This window comes from Saccharopolyspora sp. MMCC62 (genome assembly GCF_057736575.1).
Genome location: NZ_JBYKCM010000005.1, coordinates 40,511 through 60,962 on the forward strand (window position 1 = coordinate 40,511; position 20,452 = coordinate 60,962).

The window sequence follows — 20,452 nt, forward strand, 5'->3', positions numbered from 1 at the left end:
ACGCTACAGCCGATGCGGGCCGCCGCGGCGGGCGGCACGCACGCAGGGTGAGCGGTTCACCGGGCTCTTGACCGGGAGTACCGGTGCCACGGGTTATCGTGGCCGACCGTGACGGCCCCGGATCACGAAGCTGACGTGCTGCGCGCGGGGGTGGCGGGCACCGAAGCCGAGTCCCCCGCCCCCGCGCAGGCACCGGACGACGTTCGGGCGGACCAGCAGCGGTTGCGGCTGTTCGCCTACCTGAGCGCGCGCGAGCACCGCACCTACCTGGCGATCATGCGATTGTTCACCTCGACGCTGCTCGCCGACCTGTCGATCGGCGAGGTGACCGCCGCGCTGGCCGCCGCCGAGCGCGAGGGCCGCATCGACCCCGGCGAGTCCGATGTGGACACCGTGGTGGAGCGGCTCAAGCAGCTGCGCAGCTGGGGGAACCTGGTGCTGGGCCGCCGGGAGACGATCGCGGCCAGCATCGCCGAGTTCCAGCACGGCAGCGTCCGCTACCAGGTCAGCAAGCTCGCCGTCCGGGTGCAGCGGGACATCGACGCGCTGCTGCGCGTCCCCGAAGGCGCCCGCGAGGTGTCCCGCGAACTGCTGCCCGCCATCGAACGCGGCCTCGGCGAGATCGGCTCGGCGCTGTCCGCCGCGCTCACCGCCGAGCACCGCGAACCCGGTTCGAAGCGCGCCCGGCAGACCAGGGAACGGCTCGCCGAGCACGTCACCACCGTGTTCCTGCAGCACGCCGAGCTCGCCGCCACCGTCCGCGACTTCTACGCCTACCTCGGCGAGATCGTCACCCGCCACCACCTGGCGCCGGACGAGATCTCCGGGTTCCGCAACCTGCTGGTCGAGTACATCCAGATGGTCGTGGAGGACGTGCTGCGGCACACCGAGACCATCGCGGGCTCGCTGGCCGGGCTGGCCGGGCCGCGCACCGAGCTGCTGCGGCTGCTGGGACCGGCCGACCAGCTGGGCACCGACGTGGAGCGGGCGCGCGGGCGGACCGCCGCGGACTGGCAGGAGCTCACCGACTGGTTCGTGGACGCCCCCGGCAGGCCCAGCCAGGTCGCGGCGCTGCGCGAGGCGACGGCGCGCGCCATCGGCTCGCTGCTGGCGAGCGTGAAGCGGGCGACCTCCGGCGGCGGGCTGCTGCCGGGGCGTCGCGGGGAGCTGCTGAAGCTGGCCCGCTGGTTCGACGAGGCCGAACCGCACGAGGCGCACCGGCTGTACGCGGCCGCGTTCGGGCTGCACTCGGCACGGCACCTGCTGCCCGCGCCGGACTACGACAGCGACAACCACGACGTGCCGTGGCGGGACGGCCCGGTGCAGGACGTGGTGGTGAGCGTGCGCAGCCGCGGTGATCGCGGGGCGCGCGGCCGCACCTCGCGGGTGCTGGACGATCCGATGACCGAGGAGACGCTGCTCGCCGAAGCCCGCGCGGAGGACGCGCGGCGCGGCCGGGCCGTGGCCGAACTCGCCGCCGCGGGCGGGTCGCTCGCCGAGACCCGGCTGTCCGGGGAGGCGCTGGACGTGCTGTGCGAGCTGCTGACGCTGGCGATGGCGCAGCGCGACAGCGCCGACGACCCGGGCACCGCCCTCGACCCGGTGCACCGGCTCCGGGTCACGGTGCGGCCCGAACCGGGCACGCACACCCGCATCCGCAGCAGCGCGGGCGCGCTGACCCTCAACGACGCGGTGCTCGACGTGCACGGCGACGGCGCGATCCCGGCGGAGGCGACCCGATGACGGCGGCGACGAAGACCTTCGACGAGCTGTCGTCCATCGACGCCTCGAACGTGGTGCGCTGCGCGCGGGCGCTGCTGCGCCGCCCGCTGCTGCGGGAGGGCACGCCGGACGGCGACCTGCTGCCGATGATCTACCGGCAGCGGGCGGCGCTGCACGAGGTGTTCTCGGCGCTGCTGGGCTACCGGCTGGTGGTGGAGCGCCGGTTCGCGCGGCTGTACAAGTCCGGGCCGGGCGCGGACGCCACCCGCGGCGAGCCCTCGCTGACGCCGCGCGGCTACGCCTACCTGGCGCTGACGCTGGCCACCCTCACCGGCATCGGGCGGCAGGTGCTGCTGTCCCGGCTGGTCACCGACGTGCGCGGCGCCGCGGTGGAGGCGGGCGTGCCGGTGGTGGACGATCCGGCGGACCGGCGGGCGCTGACCGCGGCGCTGCGGCACCTGGTGGCGCTCGGCGTGATCAGCGAGACCGAGGGCACCGTCACCGCCACCGACTCCACCGCCGAAGCGCTGATCACCATCGACACCGACCTGCTCGGCCAGCTGCCCGCGGGCCCGATCGGTGCCGCGGACGGCCCGGACGAGCTGGTGGCGGCCGCGGCGCAGGCCGGGCCGCGCAGCGTCGAGCACGTGGTGCGGCGGCGGCTGGTGGAGGACCCGGTGGTGCTCTACGCCGACCTGCCCGCCGAGCAGCGCGAGTGGCTGCTGAAGAACTTCGGCGTGGAATCCCGCCTGCTGGAGCGGTTCTTCGGCCTGGTCACCGAGGTCCGCTCCGAGGGCGTCGTGGTCAGCGACCCGGAGGACTACCTGACCGACACGCCGTTCCCCGGTACCGGCACGGTGGCCCGGGTGGCGCTGCTGGCGCTGCCGCGGCTGCTGGAGCTCGGCGAGCCCCGCGAGTCCGACGGCAGGCACCCGGTGACCGAGGAGCAGCTCGCCGAGGTGTGCGCGGAGCTGGTCGAGTCCTACCCGGCCGCGTGGTCCCGGCAGGCCACCGAGGAACCGGCGGAGCTGGTCCGCTCGGTCGCCGACCTGCTGCGCCGCCTCGGGGTGCTGCGCGGCGAGGCCGCTGACGGCACCGCCACCACCGGGGAGGATCATGGCGGGCTCACCTGGTGGCTGAGCCCGGCCGCACACCGGTGGCTGCCGGAGCCCGACGCGACGCCCGCGCCCGGCCGGGAACCGGAACCCCCGCCGGCCCCGGAACCGCCGGGCCTGTCCCTGTTCGACGACCTGGAAGAGGACGGTGCACGGTGAGCCCCGACGACGCGACCGCAGCGGTGGACGCCACCGCCCCCCACCCGGGTGACGCGACGCTCTCCGCGGGTCCGGTGCACCGCTGGCGGCTGCACCGCGGCGGCATCGTGAACATCTGGCAGTACGCCGAGCACACCTTCGACCTCTCCGGCGGGCGGGCGATCTTCCAGGGCACCAACGGTTCCGGGAAGTCCCGGACGCTGGAGCTGCTGCTGCCGCTGTGCCTGGACGGGGATCTGCGGCAGCTGGGTTCGAAGGGCTTCGACACGGTCAGCATCCGGCGGCTGATGCTGGACGAGTACCCGGGCGGGCCGAACCGGATCGGCTACGCGTGGGTGGAGCTGCGCCGCGAGTCCCCCGACGGCGGCGAGGAATTCCTCACCTGCGGGGTCGGGGTGAAGGCGTCGAAGACCTCGCAGGCGGTCAGCGACTCGTGGCGGTTCGTCACTTCGCGGCGGGTGGGGATCAACCTGCACCTGGTGGGCCCGGAGCGGGTGCCGCTGGGGCCCGCGCAGCTGCGGGACCTGCTGGGCGCGGACTGCGTGCTCGACGACCAGGGCTTCCGCGCGAAGGTCGCGGCGCAGGTCTACGGGGTGCCCGCGGCGCGCTACGGCGACCTGCTGCACCTGCAGCGCACGCTGCGGAACCCGGACGTGGGCCTGAAGGTGCTGGAGGGGCAGCTGGAGCAGATCCTCTCCGACGCGCTGCCGCCGCTGGAACCGGCGCTGATCGAGCGGCTGGCGAGCTCGTTCGACGACCTGGAGTCGATCCGGGAGAACATCGTCCGGCTGACCGGCGCGGACAAGGCGCTGGGCGCGTTCCTGTCGACCTACTCGGGTTACGCGCTGGGGGCGCTGCGGGAGCGGGCCGAGTCGATGCGCTCGGCGCAGGACCGGCTGGCGGTGCTGCGCAAGGAGCTCGCCAAGCTGGACCGGCAGGTCACCGCGCACCGCGAGGAGCGGGACACCGCGCAGCGCACCGTCGCCGAACTGGAGCAGCGCGAGGGCACGCTGGAGTCGAGCATCGAGGCGCTGCGCTCGCACCCGGCGTACGCGGAGCTGCAGAACCTGCGGGACCGCGAACGCGTCGTGGAGGGCGCGCGATCGGCGGCCGTGGCGGCGCTGGAGACCGCGGCCCGGCACCGCGCGCAGGAGGAGCGGTCGGCGGAGTCGGTGCTGGGCACGCTGCGCAGGCTGGTGGGCGACGCGGAATCCGCGGAGCAGGCGGCGCAGCGCGCGAACCGGCAGCTGGCCGCGGCGGGCCTGGACGGGAACCTGGTGCCGCGCCCGCCGGAGGTGCCGAAGGCGGAGCCGGTCAGCGTCCCGGAACGGGTGCGGGCCGCGCCGGAACCGGATGCGGAACTGCTGGAGGTGGACCGGCGCAGCGCCCCCGAAGTGGACACCGACGACCTGGCGCGCCGGTTCCGCACCGTCGCCGACCGGGCCGCGCAGGCGAGCGCGGAGGCGCAGCGCCGCGGCGCGTGGACGTTGACGCTGCACCAGCAGGCGGTGGAGCTGGACCGGCAGCGCGAGCAGGTCGGCAAGCTGCAGCAGCAGGCGCGGCAGGCGCAGCTGATCGCCACCGAGTCCGTGGGCAGGCGCAACCAGGCGCAGCAGCGGTTGCAGGAGGCCGCTGCGGAGTGGCGGCAGCGGGCGCAGCGCTGGGGTTCCGAGCACCCGGAGTCCATCGTGGACGATCCGGTGCCGGAGCCGCCCGCGGCCGAGCGGCTGCTGGCGGACCGGTCCGCGGCGCGCGCCGCGCAGGAACGCGCGCGGCAGTGGGCGCGGCCGCGGCTGCAGGAGGCGCGGCAGCGGATCTCCGCGGTGGAGCAGGAACTCGGCGAGGTGCGCGCCCAGGTCCGCACCGGTGAGCAGGAGCTCACCGAGCTGCGGTCCGGCGTCGAGCGCACCCCGGCCCGCCCGGACTGGGCGACCGCGGAGCGCACCGAGCAGGACGGGCGCGCGTTCTACCGGCTGGTGGACTTCCAGCCGTCCCTGGACGACGCGCAGCGGGCCGGGCTGGAGGCCGCGCTGCAGGCGAGCGGGCTGCTCAACGCGTGGGTGTCCGCGCAGGGCACCGTCGCCGGTTTCGAGGACGTGCTGGCGGCGCCGGGCGAGGCGGGGTCGGCGGGGACGCTGGCGGAGTTGCTGGTGCCCGCGCCGGAGCCGGGCTGCCCGGTGCCCGCGGAGCACGTCGCCGCCCTGCTCGCCTCAGTGTCCACAGTGGGCTCCCAGGGCCTGTCGGTGGACACCGCGGGCCGCTGGCGCGCCGGCGTGCTCGCCGGGACGTGGCACAAGGACTCCGCCGAGTACGTGGGCGCGGGTGCCCGCGAGGAGTCCCGCGCCCGGCGCATCGCCGAGCTGGAGGAGCAGCTCGCCGCGCTGCGCGAGCAGATCGGCGACGTGGAGAAGCGGCACCGCGAGGCCACCGAGCACGGCGATGCGCTCGAACGGCACCTCGAGTCCTTCCCCGACGACGCCGACCTGGTGACCGCGCACGCCCAGGTCGCCACCGCCACCGACGCCGCCGAGGACGCCGACCGGCACGCCAAGCAGGCCCGCGGCGAGCTCGACGAGACCGACCAGCGCTGGCAGGCGACCCGCGCCGAACTGGTGCGCGCCGCGGGCGAAGCGGACCTGCCGCCGGAGACGCAGGCGCTGGAGCAGGCCAACCGGGCCGCGACCGACGCCCGCAACGCCATCGACGCGCTGCACGAGGTGCTCGAAACGCGGTGCCTGGCGACGCTGGCCGACCTGCGCGACATCGCGCTGCACCACGACGCCGCGGTCGCCGACCGGATGGAAGCCGAAGCGCAGGCCGAACAGCGCTGCACCGCGCACACCGAGCAGGCCGCCGGGCTCACCGAGCTCAACGACGCCGTCGGCGGGCAGGCGCAGGAGATCTCCGGGAAGGTCGGCGAACTGGAGCGGGAACGCGCCCGGCTGCGCGAGGACCTGCCCGCCGCGCGCGAACGGATCAGCACCGCCCGCGAGCAGGTGGTGCGGCTGGAGACCCAGCAGGAGTCCAAGCACGCCCAGCTCGCCGGTCGCGAATCCGACGCCGAGACCGCGTCCACCGCGTTCACCGCCGCGCTGCGGGTGCCCGGCGTATGGGCCGCGGCCGAAGTGGTGCCCGCCGAGGCCGACGGAGATGCCGAGGCCGCCAGGGACCCCGAGGCCGCCAGGGACGTGGCCCCGCCCGAGGACCCGGCCGAGGCCGCAGAGCTGCTCGCCGCCGCGGGCGACCGCAAGACCGCGGGCGAAACGGCCGTGCTCAACCGGTTCCAGGCGTTGCAGCAGTCGCTCAGCGGCGGCTACGACATCGCCGCGGGCGACCAGCAGGGCCTGCTCACCGTCACCGTCACCGGCGAAGAAGGCCCGCAGCCGGTCGCCGACGCCGCCCGCCGCGTCGCCGAACGCCTCGCCGAGCAGCGCGGATTCCTCAACGAGCGCTACCGGTCGATCTTCGCCGACTACCTGATCCGCGACCTCGCCGAACGGCTCCGCGGCCAGGTGACGGTGGCCGAAGACCTGTGCAAGCGGATGAACGAGGTCCTCGACGGCGCCCGCTCCAGCCAGGGCGTGCACGTCCAGCTGGAGTGGGAACCGGCGCCGTCGCTGGGCGACGACATCAAGCAGGCCGTCGACCTGGTGCGCACCCCGTTCGCCGACCGCAGCGACGACCAGGACTCGTTGCTGCGCAAGGTGTTCACCGACCTCATCGAGGCCGAGCGGGACAGCGCCTCCGGCGGCTACGCGGAGATCCTGTCCCGGGCGCTGGACTACCGCTCCTGGTTCGCGTTCACCGTGCGCGTCCGCGACACCGGCCCCGAGGGCAAACCGCGGGTGCGCCGGCTGCGGCAGCTGTCCTCCGGCGAGACGCGGCTGATCTCCTACGTGACGCTGTTCGCCGCGGCCGCCGCGTTCTACGACGCGGTGAGCGTGTCCTCCGGCGGGCGCGGACCGCTGCGGCTGGTGCTGCTGGACGAGGCGTTCGAGCGGCTCGACGACCCGACGATCGCGCGGATGCTCGGGCTGCTGGTGGACCTGGACATGGACTGGCTGATCACCTGGCCCAGCGGGTGGGGCGTGTCGCCGAAGATCCCCAAGATGCACATCTACGACGTGCTGCGGCCGCGCAGCGGGCACGGCATCGCCTGCACCCACACCACGTGGGACGGTCGGGACATGGAGCGCACCGATGGCTGAGGTGTCCGCGCAGGTCCGCGAGCAGGTCCGCGCCGAATGGGGCGGCGAGGTGCTGCGCGAGTTCTGGGCGCAGGCCCGGGAGGCGCTGGAATCGGCGAAGCGGCCGGACCGGTTCTCCGTGGCGCTGCCCGACGAGACGACCCGCGCCGCGGTCAGCGAGATCTACGGCCGGGAGCTGTACCTCGGGCACTCCCGGATCATGGTGGCGAAGCTGGACCAGGTGCTGCGCGCCGACGGCCGCTTCGGGCTCGGGCTCGCGCAGGTGCTGGAAGTGCTGCACGGCGAACCCGTCGACACCGTCGGAACCGGTGCGCCGCAACGGGAATCCACCGCGGTCGTGCAGGCCCGCACGGCGCTCGCCGAGCACGGCCTGGACCGCGCCCCGTGGGCGGAGGCGTGGGTGCGCTGGCTGCACCGGTACGGCCGCGTCGCCGACGCCGAACTGCCGCGCATCGCCGGGCGGGCCGGTGCGGTGCTGTCCGCGCTCACCCTCGTCCCGGGCGCGACCCCGGCGTCGTGGGTGTCGCGCGCCGACCTCGCCGCGCCCGGTGAACCGAGCGAGCTCGACGACGGCGGGACGCTGAGCCGCATCGTGCTGCGCGCCGCCGCGCTCGCCCACCACGTCGAACCGCCCGGCGGCGAACGGGACCGGCGGTCGCTGTGGGAGCGCTGCGGGGTGACCCTCGACGACGTGGCGGGCACGGTGCTGAGCTGGGCGCTGCCGCTGCGCGGCGAGGACGCCTGGTCCCGCTCGATCACCGGCCGCACCGAGCTCGGCCTGCCCACCCACCTCACGCACCGCGACCTGGCCGCCGCCCCCGACCGGCTCGTCGAACCCGGCGCGGTGGTGGCCGTCTGCGAACGGCCGCGGCTGGTGGAAGCCGCCGTGCGCGCCGACGTGCGGCACCCGCTGGTCTGCCTCGCGGGAACCCCGTCGACCGTGGGGCTCGCGCTGCTGGACCGGTTGCGGGCCGACGGCGCGCTGCTGCACCTGCACGGGGACTTCGACTGGCCCGGCATCGCCGTCGCCCGTTCGCTGTGGGCCGAGCGCGACATCGGCCTGTGGCGGATGTCGGCGGCCGACTACCGGGACGCGGTGGACCGGGCCGCGCGGGAACGGCTGGACCTGCCGAACCTCGTCGGCAGCCCCGTCGACACGCCCTGGGACCCGCAGCTCGCCGAACTCATGTCGACCGCTTCCCGCGCGGTGGAAGAGGAAGCGGTGCTGCCGCAACTCCTGGACGACCTCCGCACCGGGACGCTCTCCTGATCGGTCGTCCTCCTGCTGGTGCGGAGTGCGGCGGGTGGCGGAGCCGCACCGCCCGGCTTCGAACCTGTCCGGCCGGTCATGGCGCTTTCCTGTCAGCGGCGAAGCCGCTGAGCTGACGACCACCTGATCAACCGGCACCGCAGCGGGTTCTCAGCGGTTCCCTCGCGAGGACGGTTTTTTCCCTCGTGGCGGAGCCACTCGGGAAGAAGATCTCGCAGCGAGAATCCCCCGAGGTTCCGCCACCCCACTCCCGAGCAACGAGAGTGGAGGAATCCCAGGGAATCTCACGTGGGTTCGATGAGGGTCCGGTGGTGGGCGACGACCTTCCGGAAGGCTCGGACGTAGCCCTCGGCGAGGGCCGGGTCGTCGTGCGGGACCGTGACGGTGAGGGTGTTGCGGTGCCTGCGCTCGGCCCGCGGGTACTGCCCGGCGCGGTAGCGCGGCCAGCCCTCCGGCAGGTGCGGGAACAGCCGGTTCGGGGCGTCGAACAGCGGATGCTCGTTCAACGGCCGCGGCGCCCGCGGATGGTCCACCTCCAGGCAGCCCTCCGCGCGCAGCGCGGCGACCAGCGCATCCACCGGCAGCCCGCCCAGCTCCTCCGGCCGGTGCACCAGCGCCAGCGCGTACCAGGCGGGCGCCACCCGCGCGGGCACCTCCGGCACGCCGATCCCGGGCAGCCCGCGCAACTCGGCGATCATGTGCGCGGCCAGCTGCCGCCGCCCGCCGAGCCTGCGGTCCAGCTCGTCCAGCTGCCCCAGCGCCAGCGCCGCCGCCAACGGGTGGATCCGGTGCGCCGCCCCGGACCCCGTCACCACGTAGCGGCGCAGCGGGTGGTCGATCGGGATCTCGCCCCGGCACCGGCCGCCGTCCTGGCCGTGCAGCAGCACCCGGTAGTGCAGGTCGTCGTCATCGGTGAGCACGAACCCGCCCTCACCCGCCGACAGCGGCTTCGACCCGCCCATGCTGAACGCCGCCACGTCCCCGAACGTCCCCACCCGACGCCCGCCGACCGCGGCGCCGTGCGCGTGCGACCCGTCCTCCACCAGCCGCAGGCCGCGCCGGTCCGCGATCTCCGCGAGCGCCTCGACCCGGGCGGGCACCCCCCACAAGTGGGTGGCCACGATCGCCTTGGTGAACGGCGTGATCGCCGCCTCCACCTGCAACGGATCGATGTTGCCCAGTTCGTCGCAGTCCACCAGCACCGGCTTGACCCGCAGGTGGAACAGCGGCGTCGCGGTCGGGTGCGCCGTGTAGGCCGGCACGATCACCTCGTCGCCCTCCGCCAGCCCCAGCGCGGAGTACGCGGCGTGCAGCGCGGCCGTCCCGGACGACGTCACCATCGCGTGCCGCACGCCGAAGAACTCCGCCAGCTTCCCCTCCAGCTCGGCGATGATCCCGGTGCGGCCGGGCAACGACACCGCGCTGTAGAGCTGCGCGGTGACCGCGACCGCGGTGTTGATGTCCACCGGCGGCCAGGAGATCTGCGGGCTCGCGGTCCGCACCACCGGCGGGCCGCCGTGGATCGCCAGGGGACTGCTCACGTGATCAGATCCTTCGGGTCCGCGCCGCGGGAACGGGGCCGGAAGGCGCGAGATTGTTGTGCGTGCGAAGACTTCTGGGGACATTTTTCGCTCAGCTACCCGCCATCTGTGTGAAACGTGCCGTCACCGTCGGAGAACCTCGACTCAAGGGGACCGCACGCCCCGGGAGTGTGCGTAGGCTGAGCGCTCGCTCACGGTGAGCTCACGCACACGCACGCCGGACACGATGGGGATGGTGACCATGACCGGCCAGGCGAAAGCGGACCTGGACACCGCAGCCGAACAAGACGCGTTCGTCGCCGAATTCCGGCGCTGGCGCGACGTTCGCGGCCTGTCCAGATCCGCGCTGGCCCGCGAGATGGGCTACAGCCGGTCGTACGTGTCGAAGGTCGAGAGCGGCGGCGAGCACGCCTCCCGCGAGTTCGCGCAAGCCGCCGACGGCGCGCTCAACGCGGGCGGCTCGCTGCGGCGCGCGTGGCGCGAGCAGAACGCGGTTCCCGCGCCGCGCAAACCCAGCCCGCCCCAGCACGCCGCCCCGGCCATCGAACCCGCGGGCGGGCTGGTGGTCGAGCACGATCACGCGGAACTGTTCTACGTCAACGGTTCCTACCGCGCCACCATGCGGCGACATCTGGTCAACAACGGCACCGAACCGATCACCCGCTACCTGATCCGGATCTCCGTCGACCGGTTCCCCGGTGACCCGGAGCGCTCCAACCGCCTCTACCGGGACAACCCGCTCACCTGGGAGGAGATCGACCTCGAAGCCTGGCACGGGGAGAAGCGCCAGGAACCGATGCGGTGGAGCGTGCAGCACGACCGGGACGCGTTCAAGGAGGTGTGGCTGCTGTTCGCCAACGACTCCGGCCGATTCCCCTTGTACCCCGGGGAGAGCGCGTGGATCGAGTACACCTACACCGTCAGCGACGACAAGTGGGGGCACTGGTTCCGGCGCGCCGTGCGGCTGCCCACCACCCGGTTATCGGTGACGCTGAACTTCCCGACCGAGCTCGATCCCGCCGTGTGGGGCCTGCACACCTCGATGACCGCGGAATCCATGCCGTTCCACACCGCCATCGACACCCGGCACGAGCACGACCGCACCATCTACGCGTGGTCCACCGAAGATCCGCCGCTGCACGCGCGGTACCGGCTGGAATGGCACTTCCGCAACGACTCCCCCACCGCGCCGTCCGGGCCGCCCACGCCCAGCGAGACCATGACCGCGCTCGGCATCGTGCAGGACGGCGACCCGATGCTGCGCCGCTCCGCCCGGCCGTTCACGCTGCCCGTCGAGGCCGAGGACGCCCGGCGGGTGATCAACGAGCTGCACTCGGCGACGCAGCGCATCTCCAAGGCGCACACCTTCGGCAAGGGCATGGGGATCGCGGCGCCGCAGATCGGCATCGAGCGGGCCGCGGCCATCGTGCGCCCGCCCGGCAGCGACGACCTGATCACCCTGCTCAACCCGCGCATCATCGAATCCAGCGAGCAGGGCGACGAGCAGTACGAGGGGTGCCTCAGCTTCTTCGACGTCCGCTGCCTGGTCCCGCGGCCGGCCGTGGTGCACGTGGAACACCAGGACATCACCGGCGAACGCCGCATCACGATCTTCGAGCGCGGCGTGGCGCGGCTGGTGGCGCACGAGGTCGACCACCTCTACGGGGTGCTGTGCAGCGACCACCTGCCACCGGACGTAGCGCCCATTCCCGTGGAGCAGTACCGCGGCACCGGCTCGAACTGGCACTACCCGGAAGGCTGATTCCGCCTTCTGCTGCTTGCTGAGCGGGTGGCGGAACCTCAGCGGCCTCCTCGCTGCGGGATCTTTTTCACCGGTGGCTCCGCCACAGGGGAAAAAGCTGTCCTCGCGAGGAGGCCGCTGAGAACCCGCGGGTGGTCCCGTTGCTCGGGTGGTCGCTGCTCAGCGGCTTCGCCGCTGACAGGAGAAAGATGCCGGGGTCGGTGATCGGCTTCGCGGTGTTCACGTAACGTTGCGTAATCGATTCTTGAGCGCGGAAGAAGCTCTCGAACGGGGGAGGGCGCGCGGGTTCTCAAGATCGACGCACGTTCGCGCACGTTCTTTCGGGTAGTGTGCGGCCGCGGTGCTTGGACGGTCCCACCTGGTGCGGGACCATCAGGACAAGGCTCGCGGCACCGGTCCACCCACCCTCCTGGACCGGACAAGCCCACCCGGAGCCGACGGAGGCGGCCATGTTCACCTTTCCCGCAGAACCAGCGGAACTGTTCACCGAGCGTGCACGGCACTTCCGGAGCTGGGGCGTGCCGCCGGTGGTCATCGCCCGGGTCCGGGACCGCGTCGACGACATGTGGGGGCACGGCCGCACCGGCTGGGTCCCCGTGTGGGCGGAGGAGGCCCGGCGCGCCGAAGCGGACCGGGACTGGGCGCGCGCCGCCGCCTGCTGGGGCGCCGCCCGGTTCCCCTGCCTCGCCACCGCGGACCGGCGGGAGGCCTACGGGCGCCAGCTGGACTGCTTCCGGCACGCCACCGCCGACCTGCCCCTCGCGTTCCGCCGCTACCGGCTCGACGTGCCGTACCGGCAGCAGACCACCCGCGTCACCGCGCACGTCTACCGGCGGCACCGCGGCGTCAGCGACCAGCTGCTGCTGCTCTGCGGCGGCGTCGACACCTGGAAGGTCGAACTGCACCGGATGGCGCTGCGCATCTCGCTGGTCAGCGGGCTCACCGTCGCCGCCGTCGACATGCCCGGCACCGGCGAGTCCCGGGTGCCGCTGGCCGCCGACGCCGACCTGCTGCTCGCGGGCACCGCGCGGCAGCTCGCCGACCGCACCCGGTGCGCGAAGACCGCGGTGCTGGGGCTCGGCTTCGGCGGGCACTGGGCGGCGAAGCTCGCGCTCACCGGCAGGGTGGACGCGGCCATCGACCTCGGCGGGCCGATCGGCGCCTGCGGGTCCGCGATCGACGTGCTCGGGCTGCCGCACGGCATGGCCGGGGCGATCGGCAACGCGCTGCACCTGGCCGAGCTGCCCGGGCGGGCCGAGGCCGACCGGTTCTCGCTGGAGTTCTCGCTGCGCCGGCAAGGGCTGCTGAGCACCCGGTCCGCCGCGCCGCTGCTCGCGATCAACGGCACCGGCGACCCGTACGTGCCGCTGCGGGACACCATCGCCCTCGCCGACCGGCCGGAGGCGGAGGTGTGGCTGGTGCCCGGCACCGGGCACTGCGCGCGGGAGCGGCTGCCCCGGGTGCTGCCACCCGCCGTCGGCTGGCTGCTCGCCGAGCTGTCGCCGCGCTCGGTGCGCAGGCAGCTCGCGGCGCGGGCGCTGCGCACCTCGCTCGGCGACGTCGTCACCGGACCCGCGCACGTCACCGGCGCGGACGGGCACGTCGAGACCATCAGCGCCCGCACCCGCCGCCCGCACCGCGCGACCGGCCCCGGCGCCGCCTGAGCCGCCGTCCGGGCCGCGGGCGAACGGCTGCTCCGCCCGGTGCGGACGTCCTGTCGGCGCTCTCCCGGGCACTCGTCGATCGGAGAGCCGGGCGGGCGTTCGACGTCGCGCGGAAGGCGAGTCGGGGGTCGAGCGGCGATCGCGCGGCGGCGCGAAGTGGGACGAGCGGCGGACGGGCCGCTCGTGGCCCGCGCCCGAGCCGGCGCACCGCGGCCGCGCGACGCCGGCCCCGCGGGCTCACGCCGCGGCGGGCTCCGGATCCGGATCGCGGGTGAGCGCCTCGGCGATCTCCTCCGCCGCGGGCGGAGCATCCCGGTACCAGGCGCCGATCGCCACGAACAGCAGCAACGACACGAGCACCGGGGAGACCACCGTGATCGCCTCGGACATCCCCAGCGCGTACTTCGCGAGCGCGAAGGTGAGCAGTCCGCCCGCCCAGGAGATCAGCGCGGCGGTGGGCCCGACGTGCCGGAACGGCCGCAGCATCCCCAGCATCATCGGGATCGAGATCGGCCCGATCAGCGCGCCCACCCAGGCGACGATGATGCCCAGCACGCCGCCGAGGTTCTCCGCGTTCAGCGCCAGCACCACGCTGAGGAACACGAACACCACCGTGAGCACCCGGCCCGCCCGCAGGAACTGCTCGTCGGTGAACTCCCCGGCACGGCGCCACACCCGCGGCAGCACGTCGCGGGTCATCACCGCCGAGATCGCGGTGGCGTCGGACGCGGCCATCGCCATCGTGTGCGAGAAGACGCCGACCAGCACCAGCCCCAGCAGCCCCGCGGGCAGGAACTGCAAGGCCATCTCGGCGTAGACGTCCTCGGAGTTCTCCACCCGCACCAGCAGCGGTGCCGCGAACATCGGCAGCATCAGCACGACCGGCCACACCAGGTAGAGCGCGCTGGACAGCAGCGCCGTGCGCCGCGCCGCTGCCGAAGTGGGGGTGGCGATGTAGCGCTGCGCCAGGTTCCACATGCCGCCGTTGTACTCGAACGTCTTCACCAGCACGTACACCAGCAGGAAGTACGCCGGATAGCTGCTCGTGGTCGGCGAGGTGTGGCCCGCCGGTAACGCGGACCAGAAGTTCGCGTAGCTGAACCCCCGGTCCGCCAAGGCGATGCCGACCGCACCGATCATCGCGAACGCCGCGACCCCCTGGATCACGAACTGCCCCAGCTCGGTGAGCGCGTCGGCCCACAACCCGCCCGCGGTGCAATACACCAGCGTCACCGCCGCGGTGATCACGATGCCCCAGCCGAGCGGGATGCCGACGAACTTGTTGAGCAGCAACGCGATCGCCGACCACTTGGCCGCCACGTCGAACACCTTCAGCAGCGAACCGCTCCACGCCAGCACCTGCTGGGTGGGCACGTTGAACCGCCGCGCGAGGTACTCCAGCGGGGAGGCGATGCGGTAGTGCGTGCGCAGCCGGTTCCACTTGGGGGCGAACAGGAAGGCCCCGATGCCGGTGGCGACGGCCAGCGGGAACATGAACACGACGTAGGACACGATGCCCTGGTCGTAGGCGACTCCGGCGTAGGCGACGAACACGACGGCGCTGTAGCCGGACATGTGGTGCGAGATCCCGGCCAGCCACCACGGCATCCGGCCGCCCGCCGTGAAGAAGTCCGCGGTGTCGGCGACCTGGCGATGCGCCCAGACACCGATCGCCAGCATGATCAGCAGATAGCCTGCGATGATCACCCAGTCCAACGGGTGCATGTGGTGTCCCTTCCCTGGCCGGAGGAATCCGGCTCTCACGTCGTTGTGGGGGTTCGCCGCCGGCGCGGCTCTCGGGCGGTGCGGAGTGCGTTCAAGCTAGGGAGGCGGGACATCCGCGGCAATCAGTTGCCACTACTTGCCACGGGGTCGCGGGCAACGGTCCGCCGGCGCGCACGCCGCTAGGGCTCGTCGCCTGCATTGCTCGGGACCTCGGTGTCGATCGCCGCGATCAGCTCGTCGTCCGAGACCAGGTCCGCGTCGAGGGCCGCGAGCACCGCGCGGGCGCCGGAACGCGCGGCCGGTACGAGGTCCGCGGACCTCGGATCGTGGACGTCGCCGCCTCGGAGGTGGGCGATCCACGCGGCGAGCACCACCACCGCGGCCTCCGGCAGCCGACCGGCGCCGCGTTCGCGGTGCAGCACCGGCAGCACGCGCGCCGGGATCTTCTGCGAACCGTCCACCGCGATCTGCCACAACCGGTGCTCGACGCCCGGTGACGCGAAGCGCCGCCGCAGCGCGGCCCGGTACTCGTCGAGTTCCGCGGCGGGCAGCGGCAGGTGCCGCGCGGCGGTGTCCCACCACGACTCGGCCAGCCCGGCGAGCACCGGATCGTCCATCGCCTCCCGCACCGTCCCCCGGCCGCGCCCGAGCCCGGCGTAGGCGAGCAGGCTGTGCGCGCCGTTGAGCAGCCACAACTTCCGCCGCTGGTAGTCGTCGACGGAGTCGACCAGCCGCGCGCCCGCCCGCTCCCAGCGCGGCCGCCCGCCGGGGAAGTCGCCCGCCAGCAGCCATTCCGCGTACGGCTCGGTCACCACCGGCACCGCGTCGCGCACCCCGCTCAGCTCGTGCACGGCCCGCACGTCGGCGGGTGTGGTGGCGGGCGTGATCCGGTCGACCACGGTGCTCACGACCGACACCCCGGCTTCCAGCCACGCCGTGAACGCCGCGTCGCCACCCGCCGCCTCCCGGAGCACCGAACGCAGCACCGCACCGTTGTCCGGCACGTTGTCGCAGGGCACCAGGGTGATCGGTGCGGCGGACGCGCGGAACCGCGCCCGCAATCCCGCCACCAGCCGGGAGATCGCGGAGTCCCGCCCCGGCGGTGGCACCCGGTAGGCCGCCTCCGTCACGGTGAGCGTCACCACCGCCACCTCGGGCGCGGTGAGGTCGGCGAGCCACTGCTCCGCCTCCGCTCCCGCGTGCGCGCGGCTGATCGAGCCGACAGTGCGCACCGGATCGTCCGCACCGCGCACCAGCAGCGAGTACATCCCGCCCTGCGCGGTGAGCTCCGCGGGCAGCTCGGTGCTGCGGAACGTGTAGGCGGCGATGCCCCACTCCGGATCGGCGGCGGTGTAGACGGCCTGGTGCGCCCGGTGGAAACCGCCGAGTCCCAGGTGCACGGCGCGGACGGGGGCGGGCTCGGCGTCCCGGCTCAGTCGCACGATCACAACCGGAAGGCGGTTCGGGGCTGGCGGTCGTTGAGGTCGCGCAGGACCTGCGCGGCGTCGTCCTCGCCGAGCACGTGCTCCGCGACGAGCGAGGCCAGGTGCCCGGCGTCCACCCGGCGCGCGGTGTCGTGCCGGGCGGGGATGGAGCAGAAACCCCGGGTGTCGTCGATGAATCCGGCGGTGCGGTGGAAACCGGCCGTCTCGGTGACGGCGTCCCGGAACCGCCGCATCGCGCGCGGCGCGTCCAGGAACCACCACGGCGCGCCCAGGTACACCGACGGGTAGAACCCGGCGATCGGCGCGAGCTCGCGGGAGAACACCGTCTCGTCCAGCGTGCACAGCACGGTCCGGAACCGCGGATCGGTGCCGAACCGCCGCAGCATCGGGCGCAGCGACTCGGTGAACTCGGCGCGGGTGGGGATGTCGTGGCCGGTGTCGGGGCCGTAGCGCGCGAAGGTCTCCGGGTGGTGGTTGCGCAGGCTGCCGGTGTGCAGCGCCAGCACCAGGCCGTCCTCGCTGGACATCCGGGCCATCTCGCCGAGCAGCTGGCGCGACAGCAGCGCCGCGTCACCGCGGCCGGCGCGCACCTCGCCGAACAGCCGGGAGGCCTCGTGCTCCGGCAGGAACTCCATGCGCGGGTCCGGAGCTCCGTGGTCGGTCGCGGTGGCGCCGTGCGCGCGGAAGAACTCGCGCCGCGCCTCCAGCGCCCGGACCAGGCCGCGGTAGTCGCCGGTGTCGATGCCGCTGACCTCGGCCAGCCGGTCCAGCGCGGCGGGCCAGTCCGGGCGGGTCGCGTCGAGGTAGCGGTCCGGGCGGAACGTCGGCACCACCCGGCCCTGCCAGCTCGGGTCCTCGGCGAGCGCGCGGTGGTGGCGCAGGTCGTCGGCCGGATCGTCGGTGGTGGCCAGCACCTCGATCCCGAAGGAGCGGTACAGCGCGCGCGGCCGCAGCTCGGGTCGGGCCAGTCGTTCGGTGAGCTCGTCGAACAGCGCGTCGGCGGTCTCCGCCGCGGGCTGGACCGCCACGCCCAGCACGTCGTGCAGCTCCGCTTCCAGCCACTGCCGGGACGCGGTGCCGAGGAACAGGCGCCAGTGCGAGCAGAACGCCCGCCACACCTCGCGCGGTGGCGCCGGTTCCGCCGGACCGCCGGGAAGCCCGCACTCGTGCAGCGGGACGCCGTGGGCGTGCAGCAGCCGCGTCACGTAGTGATCGGGCGTGACCAGCAGCGCCGCCGGATCGGCGAACGGCCGGTCCGCCGCGAGCAGCTCGGGATCGACGTGCCCGTGCGGGCTGATCAGCGGCAGGTCGCGGACGTGCTCGTAGAGGCGCCGGGCGATGGGCCGTTGCACCGGATCGCTCGGCAGCAGCCGATCAGGGTGCGGCGCGAGCGGAATCGCCGCCGATGAAGTGGAACCACTGGCCATGCCCGCAGAATCGGCCGCGGGTCGCGCCCCGGACAACTAGTTGCCATCGGTTGCCGGGCCGGTGGACCCGCGGACCACGAGGTGCGCGTCGAACGTCCTGGACCGGGTGCCGCCGCCGGTCAGCTCGGCGTGCACCGCGTCGACCGCGCAACCGCCGACCTGCTCGGCGGGCCCCGCGATGGTGGTCAACCCGGGCACCACCAGGTCGGCGCCGAAGATGTCGTCGCACCCGACGACGCTGCGGTCCTCCGGCAACCGCAGCCCCATTGCCTGCAGGCGTTGCATCGCACCGATGGCGACGAGGTCGTTGTAGGCGATGGCCGCGGTGGCCCCGTCCAGGACGAACGCCTCCGCCGCGTCCCGGCCGCCCTCCCTGGTCGGCGGGTGCGGCCCGAGGAACGACGACCGCAGGCCCAGGGATGCGGCTTCGGCGTGCACCGCGCCCCAGCGCTGCCCGTTGATCCACGAATTGCGCGGACCGGACAGGTAGGCGATGCGCCGGTGCCCGAACGCGGCGAGGTGGCGGACCGCGGTGCGCATCCCGGCCGCGGTGTCCACCACCAGGCTCGGCAGGCCCTCGATCACGCGGTTCACCATCACCAGCGGCCGGTGCCGCGCCAACTGCCGCACGGAGTCGTCGGCGAGCCGGGAGGTGGCGAGGATCCCGCCGGTCGAATTCGCCAGCAGGTGCCGCAGGTTCCCGGCCTCCACCTGCGGCGACTCGTCGCTGTCGGTGAGCGCCAGCGCGTAGTGCCGCTCGATGGCGCGGGACTGCGCGGCCTTGATCAACCCGGCGTAGCAGGGGTTGGCGATGTCCGTGACGACCAGCATCAACGTGCGGGACCGACCGGGCGCTTCGGCCCTGGCCAGCGGGCGCGGCTCGTACCCGATCTCCGCCGCCGCGGCCCGGACCAGGTTGCGGGTCGTGGCGCTGACCCGCGACGGATTGCTGAACGCGCGGGACACGGTGGACGCGGCGACGCCGCAGCGCCGCGCCACGTCGTAGATCGTCGGTCTGCGCTCGGCCACGGGCGCCACCTCCTGCTCGGCTCCGGTCAATCGACCACGCCGACCGCCGCGAGGACAACAGGCGGCAACTCGTCGCCGCCGACGCCCGGCGTTCCTGGTGCCGGGCTCCGCGAGCCGCCGCGGCTCCTCCCGGTCCGTTCGCCCGGCCCCGTGGGACGAACGGGCCGTGCACCCGGCCGGTCCAGCGGAGGTGCCGCGCACTCGGCGGACCGGGGACCGTCAGGATGGGGAGGCAACCCGTTACAGGACCGGAGAGTTCTCGTTGTACGGGGACGACGCTCGGGAGGTTCGCGTGACCTGGATGATCTACGGTGCGACCGGCTACACGGGGCGGCTCATCGCGGAGCGCGCCGTCGACCGGGGGCAGCGCCCGGTGCTGGCCGGGCGGGACCCGGCGAAGGTGGCGCGCGTCGCCACGCCCCTCGGCCTGCCCTACCGCGTCTTCGACCTGCGCGACGAGCAGGCCGCCACGGCCGCGCTCGCCGACGTCGACCTGGTGGCGCACTGCGCGGGCCCGTTCTCGGCGACCTCCGCGCCGATGGTGTCGGCGTGCCTGGCGACCGGTACGCACTACGTGGACATCACCGGCGAGATCGACGTGTTCGAGTCGGTGGCCGCACGGCACGAGGACGCGGCGCGGGCCGGCGTGGTGCTGCTGCCCGGTTCCGGGTTCGACGTGGTGCCCACCGACTGCCTGGCCGCGCTCGTCGCCGCCGAGCTGCCCACCGCCACCAGTTTGGACCTGGCGTTCCAGGCCAGCGGCGGGATCAGCGGCGGCACGCTCAAGAGCGCGCTGGAGGGCGCCGCGCTCGGCGGCCGCGCCCGCATCGACGGCGAGCTGCGCACCGTCCCGATGGGCTGGCGGCACCGGGAAGTGCCGTTCCCGTCCGGGCGGCACACCGCGTCCTCGCTGCCGTGGGGCGACGTGAGCACCGCGTTCCGCAGCACCGGCATCCCGAACATCACCACCTTCACCCGGCTGCCCGGCCTGCACCGGCTCGGGCCGCGGGCCACCGCGCTCGGCCGGGCCGTGCTGGGCAGGCCCGTCGCGCAGCGCCTCGGCAAGGCCGCGATCGGCGCGCTCGTGCACGGCCCCGGCACCGCGCAGCGGGCGCGGAACTGGGTGGAGGTGTACGCCGAGGCCACCGACGACGCGGGGCGTTCCGCCTCGGCCGCGCTGATCGGACCGGACACCTACGAGTTCACCGTCGACTCGGTCCTGCGCACCGTCGCCGCGCTCCTCGCGGGCGGTGTCCGCCCCGGCGCGCACACCCCGTCCACCGCCTTCGGCCCCGACTTCGTCCGCCGCCTGCACGGAGTCCGGGTCATCGAACCCGTCCGCTGACCCGCCGAAACGCGAACGGACCGCCCGTCCGGGGAGGGAC

12 protein-coding genes are annotated in these 20,452 nt (G+C 74.0%); 7 read left to right on the plus strand and 5 right to left on the minus strand.

The genetic code is table 11. The features are described 5' to 3' along the window. Positions 1–108: 108 nt before the first annotated feature. Genes AC29IT_RS13575 through AC29IT_RS13590 form a run of 4 tightly spaced genes read left to right on the plus strand, consistent with a single transcriptional unit; the run spans position 109 to position 8,474 of the window. Entirely contained in the window at positions 109–1,743 is a 1,635-nt protein-coding gene (locus AC29IT_RS13575) for a TIGR02677 family protein (protein ID WP_358433583.1), read from the plus strand. Beyond that, the gene (locus tag AC29IT_RS13580; protein WP_358433586.1) at positions 1,740–2,996 is read left to right on the plus strand and encodes a TIGR02678 family protein; all 1,257 of its coding nucleotides are present in this window, start codon (positions 1,740–1,742) and stop codon (positions 2,994–2,996) included. The genes AC29IT_RS13575 and AC29IT_RS13580 overlap by 4 nt, the downstream gene beginning before the upstream one ends. Next, on the plus strand, positions 2,993–7,204 hold the full coding sequence (locus AC29IT_RS13585) for a TIGR02680 family protein (protein ID WP_488218903.1): 4,212 nt from the start codon (positions 2,993–2,995) through the stop codon (positions 7,202–7,204). The genes AC29IT_RS13580 and AC29IT_RS13585 overlap by 4 nt, the downstream gene beginning before the upstream one ends. After that, positions 7,197–8,474, plus strand: a complete 1,278-nt coding sequence (locus AC29IT_RS13590) for a DUF2399 domain-containing protein (protein WP_488218904.1) — start codon at positions 7,197–7,199, stop codon at positions 8,472–8,474. The genes AC29IT_RS13585 and AC29IT_RS13590 overlap by 8 nt, the downstream gene beginning before the upstream one ends. 284 nt (positions 8,475–8,758) lie before the next feature. On the opposite strand, the gene AC29IT_RS13595 is transcribed toward AC29IT_RS13590, so the two are convergent. Beyond that, positions 8,759–10,015, minus strand: a complete 1,257-nt coding sequence (locus AC29IT_RS13595; protein ID WP_358433595.1) for an aminotransferase class I/II-fold pyridoxal phosphate-dependent enzyme — start codon at positions 10,013–10,015, stop codon at positions 8,759–8,761. Between the two features lie 241 nt (positions 10,016–10,256). On the opposite strand from AC29IT_RS13595, the gene AC29IT_RS13600 reads away from it, so the two are divergent. Both AC29IT_RS13600 and AC29IT_RS13605 read left to right on the plus strand, forming a co-directional pair. Next, entirely contained in the window at positions 10,257–11,777 is a 1,521-nt protein-coding gene (locus AC29IT_RS13600; protein ID WP_358433597.1) for a peptide deformylase, read from the plus strand. 449 nt (positions 11,778–12,226) lie between these two features. After that, the gene (locus AC29IT_RS13605; RefSeq protein ID WP_488218905.1) at positions 12,227–13,441 is read left to right on the plus strand and encodes an alpha/beta hydrolase; all 1,215 of its coding nucleotides are present in this window, start codon (positions 12,227–12,229) and stop codon (positions 13,439–13,441) included. A 237-nt stretch (positions 13,442–13,678) separates the two neighbouring features. Here the strand turns inward: AC29IT_RS13605 and AC29IT_RS13610 are convergent, their stop codons facing one another. The 4 genes from AC29IT_RS13610 to AC29IT_RS13625 all read right to left on the minus strand — a co-directional run bounded on the left by AC29IT_RS13610 (position 13,679) and on the right by AC29IT_RS13625 (position 19,067). Next, positions 13,679–15,166: a sodium:solute symporter family protein gene (locus AC29IT_RS13610; protein WP_488218906.1), complete on the minus strand. Its 1,488-nt coding sequence runs from the start codon at positions 15,164–15,166 to the stop codon at positions 13,679–13,681. Between the two features lie 179 nt (positions 15,167–15,345). Further along, positions 15,346–16,608, minus strand: a complete 1,263-nt coding sequence (locus AC29IT_RS13615) for a mannitol dehydrogenase family protein (protein WP_488218907.1) — start codon at positions 16,606–16,608, stop codon at positions 15,346–15,348. Between the two features lie 2 nt (positions 16,609–16,610). Continuing rightward, entirely contained in the window at positions 16,611–18,038 is a 1,428-nt protein-coding gene (gene uxaC / locus AC29IT_RS13620) for a glucuronate isomerase (protein ID WP_488218908.1), read from the minus strand. Positions 18,039–18,074: 36 nt separating this feature from the next. Beyond that, on the minus strand, positions 18,075–19,067 hold the full coding sequence (locus AC29IT_RS13625; RefSeq protein ID WP_488218909.1) for a LacI family DNA-binding transcriptional regulator: 993 nt from the start codon (positions 19,065–19,067) through the stop codon (positions 18,075–18,077). A gap of 301 nt (positions 19,068–19,368) precedes the next feature. Here AC29IT_RS13625 and AC29IT_RS13630 point away from each other — a divergent pair, with 301 nt between their 5' ends. Further along, positions 19,369–20,412 carry a saccharopine dehydrogenase family protein gene (locus AC29IT_RS13630; RefSeq protein WP_488219129.1) on the plus strand — a complete coding sequence of 348 codons (1,044 nt, stop codon included), beginning with the start codon at positions 19,369–19,371 and terminating at the stop codon, positions 20,410–20,412. The last annotated feature ends 40 nt before the right edge of the window (positions 20,413–20,452 follow it).

Bases quoted from the DNA above. Each gene is read 5' to 3' on its own strand.
- AC29IT_RS13580 (WP_358433586.1), top strand. From the start codon at position 1,740: ATGACGGCGGCGACGAAGACCTTCGACGAGCTGTCGTCCATCGACGCC.
- AC29IT_RS13590 (WP_488218904.1), top strand. From the start codon at position 7,197: ATGGCTGAGGTGTCCGCGCAGGTCCGCGAGCAGGTCCGCGCCGAATGG.
- AC29IT_RS13600 (WP_358433597.1), top strand. From the start codon at position 10,257: ATGACCGGCCAGGCGAAAGCGGACCTGGACACCGCAGCCGAACAAGAC.
- AC29IT_RS13605 (WP_488218905.1), top strand. From the start codon at position 12,227: ATGTTCACCTTTCCCGCAGAACCAGCGGAACTGTTCACCGAGCGTGCA.
- AC29IT_RS13610 (WP_488218906.1), bottom strand. From the start codon at position 15,166: ATGCACCCGTTGGACTGGGTGATCATCGCAGGCTATCTGCTGATCATG.
- uxaC (WP_488218908.1), bottom strand. From the start codon at position 18,038: ATGGCCAGTGGTTCCACTTCATCGGCGGCGATTCCGCTCGCGCCGCAC.
- AC29IT_RS13630 (WP_488219129.1), top strand. From the start codon at position 19,369: ATGATCTACGGTGCGACCGGCTACACGGGGCGGCTCATCGCGGAGCGC.